Origin of the sequence: Acinetobacter sp., from assembly GCF_036659555.1 — a bacterium.
Lineage (GTDB): Bacteria > Pseudomonadota > Gammaproteobacteria > Pseudomonadales > Moraxellaceae > Acinetobacter.
Map to the genome: position 1 here is coordinate 14896 of NZ_JAVXCI010000036.1, position 12490 is coordinate 27385.

The 12490-nt window shown below is 51.6% G+C and carries 10 protein-coding genes; 5 read left to right on the plus strand and 5 right to left on the minus strand.

Annotated features, from left to right (window positions below; all coding sequences use genetic code 11):
- Positions 1 to 58 precede the first annotated feature (58 nt).
- From dnaE to RSA72_RS06755, 4 genes are all read right to left on the minus strand, one after another.
- Positions 59 to 3631 carry a DNA polymerase III subunit alpha gene (gene dnaE / locus RSA72_RS06740; RefSeq protein WP_332632900.1) on the minus strand — a complete coding sequence of 1191 codons (3573 nt, stop codon included), beginning with the start codon at positions 3629 to 3631 and terminating at the stop codon, positions 59 to 61.
- 150 nt (positions 3632 to 3781) lie between these two features.
- The gene (locus RSA72_RS06745; protein WP_332623755.1) at positions 3782 to 4405 is read right to left on the minus strand and encodes a hypothetical protein; all 624 of its coding nucleotides are present in this window, start codon (positions 4403 to 4405) and stop codon (positions 3782 to 3784) included.
- Between the two features lie 120 nt (positions 4406 to 4525).
- Positions 4526 to 5446: an alpha/beta fold hydrolase gene (locus tag RSA72_RS06750; RefSeq protein ID WP_332623754.1), complete on the minus strand. Its 921-nt coding sequence runs from the start codon at positions 5444 to 5446 to the stop codon at positions 4526 to 4528.
- Positions 5446 to 6018: a PadR family transcriptional regulator gene (locus RSA72_RS06755; protein WP_332623753.1), complete on the minus strand. Its 573-nt coding sequence runs from the start codon at positions 6016 to 6018 to the stop codon at positions 5446 to 5448. The genes RSA72_RS06750 and RSA72_RS06755 overlap by 1 nt, the downstream gene beginning before the upstream one ends.
- A 170-nt stretch (positions 6019 to 6188) precedes the next feature.
- On the opposite strand from RSA72_RS06755, the gene RSA72_RS06760 reads away from it, so the two are divergent.
- The 4 genes from RSA72_RS06760 to RSA72_RS06775 all read left to right on the plus strand — a co-directional run bounded on the left by RSA72_RS06760 (position 6189) and on the right by RSA72_RS06775 (position 11652).
- Positions 6189 to 8213 carry an NADPH-dependent 2,4-dienoyl-CoA reductase gene (locus RSA72_RS06760; RefSeq protein WP_332623752.1) on the plus strand — a complete coding sequence of 675 codons (2025 nt, stop codon included), beginning with the start codon at positions 6189 to 6191 and terminating at the stop codon, positions 8211 to 8213.
- Between the two features lie 199 nt (positions 8214 to 8412).
- On the plus strand, positions 8413 to 8823 hold the full coding sequence (locus tag RSA72_RS06765; RefSeq protein WP_332623751.1) for a nuclear transport factor 2 family protein: 411 nt from the start codon (positions 8413 to 8415) through the stop codon (positions 8821 to 8823).
- A 67-nt stretch (positions 8824 to 8890) separates the two neighbouring features.
- Positions 8891 to 9994: a YheT family hydrolase gene (locus tag RSA72_RS06770; RefSeq protein WP_332623749.1), complete on the plus strand. Its 1104-nt coding sequence runs from the start codon at positions 8891 to 8893 to the stop codon at positions 9992 to 9994.
- A 767-nt stretch (positions 9995 to 10761) separates the two neighbouring features.
- Positions 10762 to 11652: a LysR family transcriptional regulator gene (locus RSA72_RS06775; RefSeq protein WP_332624725.1), complete on the plus strand. Its 891-nt coding sequence runs from the start codon at positions 10762 to 10764 to the stop codon at positions 11650 to 11652.
- Positions 11653 to 11721: 69 nt separating this feature from the next.
- On the opposite strand, the gene RSA72_RS06780 is transcribed toward RSA72_RS06775, so the two are convergent.
- Complete coding sequence (locus RSA72_RS06780; protein ID WP_332624724.1) at positions 11722 to 12150, minus strand: internalin; 429 nt, start codon at positions 12148 to 12150, stop codon at positions 11722 to 11724.
- Positions 12151 to 12376: 226 nt separating this feature from the next.
- Here RSA72_RS06780 and RSA72_RS06785 point away from each other — a divergent pair.
- Positions 12377 to 12490: hypothetical protein (locus RSA72_RS06785; RefSeq protein WP_332632901.1), on the plus strand; the 114-nt coding region annotated here is incomplete at its 3' end.

A 12490-nucleotide genomic window follows, 5' to 3' on the forward strand; every position in this document is an offset into this window, starting at 1 on the left:
TAAATATTTAAAGTTAAGCGTTCTAAGATCAGGCGTTCTATGGTTAAGCATTTTACGGTCAGGAGTACTGGCCCGCCGATTCCGCCTGATACAAATCCATCGCATCGTCCATGCTCATATCTGGCGGCGGAGGCGGGATACGGGCTGGCTGCGCCTGCTCATAGCTGACCGCTTTGGCAGCTTTGGATTTGACCTGATATTCAATATACAGCGCTTCCGTGCCGAAATAATCGCGCAGCTTGCTCAGCGCTTCATCCAGCGGGGCAATATTCCAGCTGGCGCCGCAGTGCAGTTCGGCCGAGGCATAAGCGAAATCCAGCTTGATTTGCACTGGAATATGGCTGCACATATCGACATTGCAGTAAGGCGCTAGAATATGCTGCAGGTCTTTGGTCAGGGTTTTGCTGATGTGTTCAGGGCTGAGCTTAATCTGAATGCTGTTGGCGCGCTTCTGGCGGATTTCATTCAGGCTGAAGGCTTTGCTTAAGCGGCCCATCGGGCGGTCAAAGCCTTCGCGCTCATAAATTTCACCTTCAATCACTACGACTTTTTCGGTCTGGATGATGTCTTTAAAGCGCTGGAACCGCTCATGATTGGCGGAAACTTCAATGCGCGCTGTGCCGTCATCCAGCGTGATCATCACGCGGTTCGGGAAGTTGGCGACATCAAGCACAAGGCCGGCAAAGACGGTGGTCACGCCGCGCCGGGTTGGGGTCAGCTCATTGATGCGCTGCGAAATAAAAGACTTCAGCTCCGGGCGGTAGACATCAATTGGATGGCCGGTCAAATACAGGCCGAGCGTATCTTTTTCACCTTTCAGGCGGACTTCATCTGACCACGGCTTCACTGGCTTGGCTGGCTTGCGCTGCACCTCTTCCACTTCGCCAAACAGATCCATGATGCCGGTTTCACGGTTGCTGCGCGCCTGATCGGCCGCCTGCACCGCTTCCGGCAGCTGCGCCATCAGGCTGGAGCGTTCAATGCCTAAGCAGTCCAATGCGCCGGCGCGGATCAGCGCTTCCAGCGTGCGCTTGTTGATTTTCTTTAAATCAATGCGGTGGCAGAAGTCGAATAAGTCGCGGTAAGGGCCTTCATTGATGCGCGAATCAATCACCGACTGCATGGCGGCTTCGCCGACGCCTTTAATTGCGCCTAGGCCGTAGACAATGGTTTTCGCGTCGCTGGCATGGAAGTTGTACAGCGACATATTGACTGACGGCGGCAGCACGTCTAAGCCGTTGCCGCGGCAGTCGTCGATGATGAACACCACGTTGTCGGTGTTCTGCATTTCCGACGTCATCACCGCAGACATGAATTCGGCAGGGTAATGCGCTTTCAGCCATGCGGTCTGATAGGCCACCAAGGCATAAGCGGCCGCATGCGATTTGTTGAAGCCGTAGCCGGCAAATTTTTCCATATAGTCGAAGATATGGTTTGCGGTATCGCTATCAATATCTTTTTGGGCTGCGCCTTCAATAAAGATCTGGCGCTGCTTCACCATTTCTTCAGGCTTTTTCTTGCCCATGGCGCGGCGGAGCAAATCTGCGCCGCCCAGCGAATAGCCTGCGCAGAACTGCGCTGCCTGCATCACCTGTTCCTGATACACCATAATGCCGTAAGTCGGCTCCAGCACTTTTTCCAGCAGCGGATGCAGGTATTCAAACTCGCCGCCGTGCATCCGGAAAATAAAGTCCGGAATCAGGTCCATCGGGCCCGGGCGGTACAGCGACACGAAGGCGATAATTTCTTCAAATTTGCTTGGGCGCGCCTCTTTCAGCATTTTTTTCATGCCGACGGATTCAAACTGGAATACCGCAGAGGTGTTGGCTTCAGCAAAGATGGAATAGGCTTTCGGGTCATCCAGCGGAATGTAGGTAATATCGACCGGTTCAGTGATATCCGGGCGCTCATTGATGTGCTTGATCGCATCTTCAATGACGGTCAGGTTGCGCAGGCCCAGGAAGTCGAATTTCACCAAGCCGGCAGCTTCGACGTCATCTTTATCGAACTGCGCGACCCGGCCAGTCCCGTCGGCATCGCACAGCACTGCCGAATAGTCGGTCAGCTTGGTCGGCGCGATGACCACGCCGCCGGCGTGCTTGCCGGTGTTGCGGGTAATGCCTTCCAGCTTCAGCGCCATTTCCCAGATTTCGGCAGCGTCGTCATTGTCCGGGTTGGACGGATTGGTGACGATGTCTTTCAGCTGCGGTTCCGCTTCAATCGATTCTTCCAGGCTCAGCCCTAGGGGCTTGGTCGGAATCATCTTGGAAATGCGGTCAGCCAGGCCATAGGATTTGCCCAAGACCCGCGCGACATCGCGGATTGCGCCTTTGGCCGCCATGGTGCCGAAGGTTGCAATCTGGGACACTGCATCATGGCCGTAGGTGCGCGCCACATAGTCAATTACGCGGTCACGGCCGGCAATGCAGAAATCGACGTCAAAGTCGGGCATGGAAACGCGTTCCGGGTTCAGGAAGCGTTCGAACAGCAGGTCGTAGCGCAGCGGGTCCAGATCGGTAATTTTCAGGCTGTAGGCGACCAGCGAGCCTGCGCCCGAACCGCGTCCCGGGCCAACCGGCACGCCATTGTTTTTAGACCACTGAATGAAGTCCATAACGATCAGGAAGTAGCCCGGAAAGCCCATATTCAGGATGATTTTGACTTCAAACGCCAGGCGCTCATCATAAGGCTGGCGGATTTCCGCCCAGTCACCGCCGCGCTGTTCCGGCGGATACAGGAAATTCAGGCGCTCTTCAAGGCCGACTTGAGACAAATGCTCGAAGTAGGTATCAATGGTATGGCCTTCAGGAATCGGGTAGTCCGGCAAATCATGGAAGCCCAGGCGCAGCGAAACGTTGCAGCGCTTTGCGATATGGAAGGTGTTCTCAATCGCGGATGGAATGTCCTGAAACAGTTCCGTCATTTCAGCGGCGGTTTTGAAATACTGTTCGGGGCTGTAGTTTTTCGGGCGGCGGTCATCGCCCAGCACATAGCCGTCGGCAATGCAGACCCGCGCTTCATGCGCTTCAAAGTCTTCGCGGCTAACAAAGTGCACATCATTATGCGCAACCACGCCAATATTGTATTTGGCAGCCAGCTTGACCGCTTCCTGAATAAAGGCTTCTTCGCCCGGGCGGCCGGTGCGCGTAAGCGCAAGGTAAACGCGGTTGCCGAATTTTCCGATCCATTCCTGCAGCAGCGGTTCAGCTTTCTGCGGGTTTGAAGTCAGCAGCATTTTGCCGACATCGCTGTGCTGGCCCAGCAGCACAATCAGGTCTTCATGCTGGTTTAAAACCCAGTCTTTTTGCACGCAGGGAATGTCCAGCTGCTGGCCGCTGATGAAGCCTTCTGAAACCAGTTCGGTCAGGCTGCGCCAGCCTTTCTTGCTCATGGCCAGCAGGGTGGTTCTATGCTCCGCATCATTCAGGCGGATGGTTGAGCCGAAGAGTGGCTTAATGCCTTTGCTCAGGCACTTTTGATAGAATTTTACGGCGGCGTGCAGGTTGGATAGGTCGGTCAGCGCCAGTGCAGGCATTTCATCATTTGCTGCAGCTTTTACTAGATCAGGTATTCGTACAATCGACTCAGTGATCGAAAATTCTGTATGAATACCAAGATGTACAAAGTGCATAAATGAGTCCCTGCTTAAAACGCCTGCTAGTTTAGCATGGCTTGGCGCGAATCTTGCGCCATATTCAAATGATTTGGCGAAGTTTTATAAGCTTGAGCGGTTTTTGTGCGCAGTTCAGGCAGGCGTCCTGCCGGCTGGCGCTTCTGCGGCTCAGCATGCAATATTTTGATTAATTTCCAGTTTGCGCAGCCAGCCGCCGGCAAATTGAAATGCCAGATGGGCTGCGTATGGCGCTTCAAAGTCTGCCGGATGCTGCCGGTAGTTTTTCAGCTCCGCCGGCAATACAATCAGCACGGTTCCCTTGCTGTTGGGCTTTAAGCCTTGGGCGCTTTGCGGAAAATCTTTTTGGAACTGCGCCAGAGAATAGGGCTGGCTCAGCTTTTTCCCGTCCAGCATGATGTGTTCCTGCGGAGTTTTTCCGAAATTGATGCTGAGCCAGACCCGGCCTTTGATTGCGCCGAGCTGCTGGACACTATGGCTTTGCTTATAGATGGATTCAGATTTCACTTGCGGGTTGTCTTCCGCAAAGACTTCAAATTTTAAAGATTTGTCAGCAGTTTGAGCGCTGTATTCATAATTGCCTGTACAGCCGGCGTACTGCTGCTTGGCTTTTGCCGGCAGTGCGCCCAAAGCTTGGCTGAGCTGATGAGCTGCAACCGGGAATGCAAGTTCAATGCTGTTCAGCTTTACGCTGCTGACGTAATTTGGCTGGGCGCTGGCGGCTGTGAGGAATAGGCCATAGCTTGTGGCTAGCAGGAGTGTTTTTCTAAGCATGCTGAAATTTTATCGTTCTGAAAAAGCCATTATATGAATTTCAGTCCGCTAAAAAAGCCCTGTTTGGCTGCGCGCATCTGCCGGGCTGGCGCTTGGAAGCGCTGGACGTACGGCAGCCGTTTAGGCGGTTTTTGCGCTGCGCTGTAAAAAGTGGCCGATTTCCCTGCCGAATTTCAGCGGTTCGCTCAGCAGGGGCGCATGCCCTGACTTTTTAAACAGTACGGCTGTCGATTGCGGGAGGCTGCTGGCAATGATTTTTTGCCCTTCGGCTGGATACAGCCTGGATTGCTCACCGATAAAAAAGGTGGCGGGGCAGTCCAGCCGGCGGATGGCCTGCCGGTAATCTTCCCGGTGATGCAGGTAACTGTTCACATACGATAAGAAATAGTCCAGACGCTGCATTGGCAGCAGATGGCGGTGCAGGTGCGGGTGTTTGAGGGCCTGCTGAAAGAGAAACGGCGTAATGCTTTGGCTGCCGGCCTGCAGCTGAATGAATGCCAGCCATGCTTCCAGCAGCTGATGGCGTTCCTGCAGACTCAGCTGTTGAAGCTGCGTCTGCTGAGGATGCCGGGCCAGTAGGGCTGAAATCCGCTGCAGCTGCTGCATGAACTCAGCATGCTGACTGCCCAGCAAGCCAAAAGGCCAGGATGCATCGGCTGCAATTTTCGGGCTTTGGTCAATATGCAGATAGCTGTGAATTTTGGCAGAAAAATTGCCGTACTGCATGCCGTGCATGGCGGCGGTTGCGCCCATGGAATAGGCAATCAGGCTGAACTGGTCATGCGCTAACTGCCCAAGCAGGCAGTCAATGTCGCGCCAGTGGCTGGAAATGGCATCCAGTTCAGGAATCCGGCACTGGCTTGACGCGCCGAAACCGCGCCAGTCAGGAATGATGAATTTAAAATCCCTGCGGAAACGGTATAGAAACAGATGCCACTGCCAGCTTTGCATGCCCAGGCCGGATAAGACCAGCACCGGCTGGCCTTGGCCGTATTCACGCACATAAAGCTGTTCGCCGTCCGGCATGCGGTAGTCCGGCATCAGTTTTCCTTATGCTTGGCTTGATTTGAACTGTTCTCATCAAAGGATTTTAGCGCGGGAATTAAATTTTCCAGCCAGTTAATCCAGCCGATTTCCAGATCAATGCCCAGCTGCAGAATGCTCTTATGAATAAACAGCGTCCGGTCGTGTTTATCCGCATGCGCAAAATCTTTGGCGAAAATGGCCTGATAAAGCCTTAAGTTGTCCTGATGCAGCTGCAAATGGCGCTCCAGCTCCGGCAGCGCGGCATTGCCGCCCAGCTGGGCTTCGGCGCGCAGGCGCACCAGCAGTTCTTCGCGCAGCTGTCCCGGCGGGCTTTGCCTGACCATCCAGTCCGCCAGTTCGGTACGCCCCAGCAGCTCAACCTGATAGGTTTTTTTGCGGCTGGCTGCGTCATCTTCCTCGATTGGGGAAATCCAGCCTTTTTGCAGCATGGCGCTCAGCTCGCGGTAAATCTGCTGATGAGTCGAATTCCAGAAAAAGCCCATGGAGCGGTCAAAGCGGCGCGCCAGTTCAATGCCTGTGCTGGGTTTTTCAATCAGGCTGGTCAGTAGGACATGAGCTAAAGACATAGGGAAAACGGCTTATATTTTTTAACAAGTTTTATTATGCAACAAGTTGCATAAAAATCAAATCTCGAATATAAAAGTATGCAACAAATTGCATAATAGCTGCGGCGGGACTCAAACGCGCCGCAGCCTGCATAAAAACAGCCAGCACATAAGCACGCTAAGGAGAGATTATGTCTAATTATCCACATTTACTCGCGCCACTGGATTTAGGCTTTACCACATTAAAAAACCGTGTATTGATGGGTTCCATGCATGTCGGTCTGGAAGAGGCGCCGGGCGGCTATGAGCGCATGGCGGCTTTTTATGCGGAACGCGCGAAAGGCGGTGTTGGCCTGATTGTCACCGGCGGCATTTCCCCGAATGATGCAGGCCTGACTTTTATCGGCGGCAATAAGCTGGATACGCGCGCAGAGGCGGACAAGCATAAAGTGGTGACGCAGGCGGTGCATGAGGCTGGCGGCAAAATCGCCTTGCAGATTCTGCATACCGGGCGCTATTCCTATCAGGCCGGCAATGTTGCGCCGTCCGCGATTCAGGCGCCCATCAACCCGGTGAAGCCGCATGCCTTAACTTCAGCGGAAGTTGAGCAGACCATTGCCGACTTTGCCAACTGCGCCAAGCTTGCCCAGTATGCTGGCTATGACGGCGTGGAAATTATGGGTTCTGAAGGCTATTTGATTAATGAGTTTATTGCGGCCCGTACCAATCACCGCGATGATGAATGGGGCGGCAGCTATGAAAACCGCATCCGCTTCGCGGTAGAAATTGTCAAGCGCACCCGCGCAGAAGCCGGTGAAAACTTTATTATTATTTACCGCCTGTCGATGCTGGATCTGGTCGACGGCGGTTCCACCTTTGAAGAAGTGGTGCAGCTGGCCAAGGAAATTGAAAAAGCCGGCGCGACGATTATCAATACCGGCATTGGCTGGCATGAGGCGCGCATTCCGACGATTGCCACTAAAGTGCCGCGGGCGGCTTTCACTTGGGTGACTGAAAAGCTTAAAGGCTTGGTGAAAGTGCCTTTGGTTACCTCAAACCGCATCAATACCCCGGAAATGGCGGAGCATGTATTGGCTTCAGGCCATGCAGACATGGTGTCGATGGCGCGCCCGATGCTGGCGGATGCGGAATTTGTATTGAAAGCTGAGCAGGGCCGCAGTGATGAAATCAATACCTGCATTGGCTGCAATCAGGCCTGCTTAGACCATATTTTCTCAATGAAAATTGCAACGTGCCTGGTCAATCCGCGCGCCTGCCATGAAACTGAGCTGCTGTTTAAGGAAGCCTCGCAGGAAAAAAATATTGCGGTAATTGGCGCCGGCCCTGCGGGCCTGAGTTTTGCCACTTATGCCGCCGAGCGCGGGCACAATGTCACGGTATTCGACGCATCGCATCAGATAGGCGGGCAGTTCAATATTGCCAAGACGGTGCCGGGCAAGGAAGAGTTTTATGAAACCCTGCGCTATTTCAAGCGCAAAATTGAGCTGCAGCCGCGCATTAAGCTGTTGCTGAACCATATGTCGACTTATGAAGAGCTGGCAAAGTCTGACTTTGACGACATTGTGGTGGCGACAGGCGTCACGCCGCGCCAGCTGCAGATTGAAGGCATTGATCATCCGAAAGTTTTGACATATCTAGAAGTGCTGAAAGAGCGCAAGCCGGTCGGCAAGCGCGTGGCGATTATCGGCGCAGGCGGCATTGGCTTTGATACCGCGGAATGCTTAAGCCATGCCGGCGAAAGCGGCAGCCTGAACCCGGAAAAATTCTATGATGAATGGGGCATTGATACCGAATATGCGCATGCCGGCGGCTTGAAACAGCCTAAGCTCGAACCGTCTGAGCGTGAGATTTACCTCTTGCAGCGCAAAGCGGCATCGGTCGGTTCAAGCCTGGGGAAAACCACCGGCTGGATACACCGCACCGGCTTAAAGCACCGCGATGTGAAAATGATTGCGGGCGCAAGCTATGACAAAATTGATGATCAGGGCCTGCACATCACAGTGAATGGCCAGCCGAAAGTGCTGGAAGTGGATAATGTGATTATTTGCGCAGGGCAGGAGTCTTTCACGGCAATGTATGAGCAGCTGAAAGCCGACGGCAAAAATGTGCATTTGATTGGCGGCGCCAAGGAAGCCGGTGAGCTGGATGCCAAGCGCGCCATCCGTCAAGGCGCTGAATTGGCAGCGGTGATTTAATACATAATCATTTGCTCATCAGCTTAAAAAGATGCAATGAAGTTCCCTCTCCCGTGAGGAGAGGGCTAGGGAGAGGTGTTTTCTAAAAGTATTCATGCTTTTCCCTTATCCCCTTGCGGAACAGTGTTCCTCATCCCTGAGGGAGAAGGCGCCTTTATTGCAATTTATTTAAATAATTCAATTTCATAAGGAAATAATAATGAGCATGGCAACAACCAAGCAATCGATTCAAAAATGGCATCACATGCTGGAAAGCCGTGACATGAGCATCCTGAATGACTTGCTGGCGGATGATGTGGTGTTCCGTTCGCCGGTGGCGTACAGCCCTTATCCGGGCAAGCAGGTGGTGATGTTCATTTTAACGAATGTTATCCAAATCTTTGAAAATTTCACTTATCACCGTGAGTTTTACACCGAAGATGAGCAAAGCGTGGTGCTGGAATTTTCCGCGAATGTCGGAGAGAAAAAGCTCAAAGGCATTGACATGATCCGCTTTAATGAACAGGGTCAAATTATTGACTTTGAAGTGATGATCCGGCCTAAAAGCGGTTTGGAAGCCTTGGCGGCGCAGATGGGGCAGCGCATGGCAGCGTTTTTGCCTAAGCAATAAGCCTCAGCAGGCTGTGCACGGCATGCGCTGTGCCGGCCATTCGGTCTAAGTATGTAGGGGCAGAAGCATGAAAAATTTATTGAATGAGGTCAGCCGCCGCGCTTTGGCGCTATTTGATCAGGCCATCGGCGCAGAGCAGCCCAAACTCTATTTTAATCCGCAAGGGGAATTTAAATGGATCTTCGAGCATTTGCCCCAGCTGCGACGCAAATACCGGCCTACGCCGTGGCTGGCCAATACGCATGCGCACCTATTGTATTTTGATTTAATTAAAAAGCGCCGCATTCACTTAAGCTATGACCGGACGGATCGGCTGATTATGCAGGACGGCGGCGTTACGGGCATTGCATGGCTCGGTGCTGACCTGCCGCCGGATGCGCCGACCATTGTAATTCTGCATACTATTACCGGCACGCCGGAAAGCATGCGCGAACTGGTGCGCGACCTCCATCAGCATACCGGCTGGCGCATTGCGCTTTGCCTGCGCCGCGGCCATGCAGATTTGCCGATGCCTGTGCCTAAAATCAATCTGTTCGGCTCGGCGGATGATTTGCGTGAACAGCTGGCCTATATTCAGGAGAAATATCCAGCTTCCGCTTTGTACGCGCTGGGTTCTTCCGCAGGCACAGGCCTGCTGGTGCGCTATTTGGGCGAAGAAGGCCAGAAAACGCCTTTTAAGGCGGCTTTTGCCCTATGTCCCGGCTACAACACCGAGTCCGGCTTTAAAAATGTGCATCCGTTTTACAGCAAAATGATGACCAAAAAGCTGTTTCAGAAGTTTATTGAGCCTTATCCGCAGACCTGGCAAAACACTGCGTCATTGCCCAAAGTGCTGGAAGCGAAGACGCTGTTTGATTTTGAGCAGGCCTATTTTGAAATGGCGGGTTTTGCAGACTACGGCAGCTACAATCAGTCAACCAATCCAATTTATGTTTTTGAGCAGGTGGAAATACCGCTGCTGGTGCTGAATTCGGAAGATGACCCGGTTTGCAGCATTCATAATTTTGACCCTTATAAGGCGATAGTCCGGCAGATGCGCAGTGTGGCTGTAGTTACAACCAAAAGGGGCAGTCATTGCGGGTTCTATGAGGGCGTGAAAGAAACCCGTTCTTGGGCGGCCAAATTGGCGGCGGATTTCTTTTTGCTGCAGGCGGCTTCGGAACGGCCTTAATGCATAAAGATCCGCTTTGCATCATGCCTGCCAGCTAAGAAACTGACGGGCATTTTCTTTTTTAATCCGAGACTTTATTTGATGTGCGGAAGCGCTATAGCCAATTGCTAAAATAGTTAACACAATAAAAAACTAATGAAATCCTATTTTATAGTAAATCATGAGTAATACGAGCTTCAGAGTTTAGCTATATTCAAGAAACCGAGTATTGATTTAAACATCAGCATAATTATTTATAGCTAAGTTTTCTTAAACGACTCCGTGAAAATCCCCTTAGCCTCCTAGACCCTTGAGTAAAATAAACTTTGGATACGCGTGTGCGGCAGGGATGCCGCACGTTGCCCATCACGGCAATGAAGCCGTGTATGGGCAACAAAAGACTTTTGCTCCTTTGGGTCTTTCCAAAGGGGGATCTTGCCTGCTCAAAGGCATTTAAACTCCCAAAGGAAAAATGAGGCAATGCAAGCGCCATCGTTAATTGCCTAAATGGCTAACACGCCAAAAACCCAATGAAATTATATTTTATAAGAAATTATGCGTAATACAGACTTTGGAATTTAGCTATAGATGCAGCTTGAGCAAGAATAAAGCACTGCCTTGTTCGAAGCGCAAGGCGCCGCAAGATGCTTTCCCTGCGAAGCCCCTCTTCTCATTTTGGTGAATAGGGGAGATTGAGCAGATGGCGCGATTGTGCGGATTTAATCATTGCTAAAAAATGCAGTAATTTGCAGAATATTATTGACTGAAAATCAAGAGTATTGCTCAGCATGAAATCTACAATTGAGGAACTGCAGGCTTTTGTCAGCATTGTGGATAGCGGCTATATTGTTATGGCGGCGGAACGTCTGCAGCAGACGGCCTCAGGCGTCAGCCGGGCACTGCAGCGCCTGGAAGCCAAATTGAATGTCACCTTGCTGGAGCGCACCACCCGGAAATTAAAGCTGACGCAGGAAGGCCAGCTGTTTTTAGGCAAGGCGCGCCGGATCTTAAATGATTTGGCGGAAGCGGAAGATTCACTGCTGAAGTCAGATGAGGATATTTCAGGCTTAATCCGCATTGATTCAGCCACGCCTTTTATCCTGCATGTGCTTGTGCCGCTGATGCATGAGTTTATGCGCAAATATCCCAATATTGAGATTGAGCTGAATAATCATGATCAGGTGATTGATCTGCTGGAGCATCAAACTGATGTTGCGATCCGTTTTGGCGAATTGAATGATTCAACGCTGCATGCAAAACTGCTGTGCCGCAGCCGCTTATATATTGCGGCCAGCCCTGAATATTTGGCGCAGCGCGGCATGCCCAGGCATCCGCAAGACTTGCTGGCGCATGATCTAATCGGCTTCAGTCAGACGCAGCATCTGAATACCTGGCCCATTCAAGTGCAGGGTAAAGCCTTTAGCGCGCGTCCCAGAATTAAGGCGTCTAATGGTGAAACCGTCCGCCAGCTTGCATTGGAAGGCGCAGGCATTGCCTGCCTCTCGCGCTTTCTGGTGCAGGATGATATCAAAGCGGGGCGGCTGACGGCCTTGCTTGAAGATCAAATAGAGCTGCATTATCAGAAAATTCACGCCGTGTATTATCTGCAGGAGCATCTGCCGAAACGGGTGCGGTTATTTATTGAATTTTTAGCGGAAAAACTGCAGAAATATTTGTAGGCCGGGAATTTCAGCCCTAAAAAAACCCAGTGCATGCACTGGGTTTTTTGCGCTGCTGCAGACAGGAAATCAGTTTTCAAGCGCTGGCGTAGCCGCTGCAATGGCCGCTGCCACTGCATCATCTTCAGACTGCGCTGCTGCGCTGTTTTGCTTAGGCGCAGCTTGCGTTGGCTTGTCTTCAGCCTTAGGCGCTTCGGCTTTAGGCGCAGCAGGCTTAGCTTCGGCAGCCGGCTGCGCATTGTTTGCCTCGCGGCGGATTTCAGTGGTGGTGTTCGGCGTTTCTTCGCGGATGATCTCTGCATGAGAAGGCATCGGCGCGATTTCCTGAGTATCGGCAGAATCTAAACTTTCAAATTTAGCAGGCTCCGCCGGCGCTGCGTCAGAAGCTGCGGTTTCGACCTGTTCTTGCTCTTCCTGCTTCGGCTCTTCTTTTTTTACGCAGGCGGTAATCAGTAAGGCAGCAGCAATTGCGCCGCAAACTAAAAGTTTTTTATTCATAATCGCACAAAATTAAACATTAAACGGATATGCGTATTATAACCATAAAATAGAATATGAAAATCATCGAAATTTAAGCTAATTTTATATCGGAAATGCTGATAGAATAACCAATTGTTTATTGTTCTATGAATTGATGCGGAATGACTTTGCTTTATTAGTGCAAGGTAAAGTAAAATTGCGCAACATTGCAGGCCTATTTAGGCTCGATTGTACGAGAAACCCAATGACCCATTTTATTTTCGTTACTGGTGGTGTAGTTTCATCACTAGGTAAAGGTATTTCCGCTGCTTCAGTTGCTGCACTTTTAGAAGCCCGTGGTTTAAAAGTAACCATGGTC

Bases quoted from the DNA above. Each gene is read 5' to 3' on its own strand.
- RSA72_RS06750 (WP_332623754.1), bottom strand. From the start codon at position 5,446: ATGCCGGACTACCGCATGCCGGACGGCGAACAGCTTTATGTGCGTGAA.
- RSA72_RS06765 (WP_332623751.1), top strand. From the start codon at position 8,413: ATGAGCATGGCAACAACCAAGCAATCGATTCAAAAATGGCATCACATG.
- RSA72_RS06780 (WP_332624724.1), bottom strand. From the start codon at position 12,150: ATGAATAAAAAACTTTTAGTTTGCGGCGCAATTGCTGCTGCCTTACTG.
- RSA72_RS06770 (WP_332623749.1), top strand. From the start codon at position 8,891: ATGAAAAATTTATTGAATGAGGTCAGCCGCCGCGCTTTGGCGCTATTT.
- RSA72_RS06745 (WP_332623755.1), bottom strand. From the start codon at position 4,405: ATGCTTAGAAAAACACTCCTGCTAGCCACAAGCTATGGCCTATTCCTC.
- dnaE (WP_332632900.1), bottom strand. From the start codon at position 3,631: ATGCACTTTGTACATCTTGGTATTCATACAGAATTTTCGATCACTGAG.
- RSA72_RS06760 (WP_332623752.1), top strand. From the start codon at position 6,189: ATGTCTAATTATCCACATTTACTCGCGCCACTGGATTTAGGCTTTACC.
- RSA72_RS06775 (WP_332624725.1), top strand. From the start codon at position 10,762: ATGAAATCTACAATTGAGGAACTGCAGGCTTTTGTCAGCATTGTGGAT.
- RSA72_RS06755 (WP_332623753.1), bottom strand. From the start codon at position 6,018: ATGTCTTTAGCTCATGTCCTACTGACCAGCCTGATTGAAAAACCCAGC.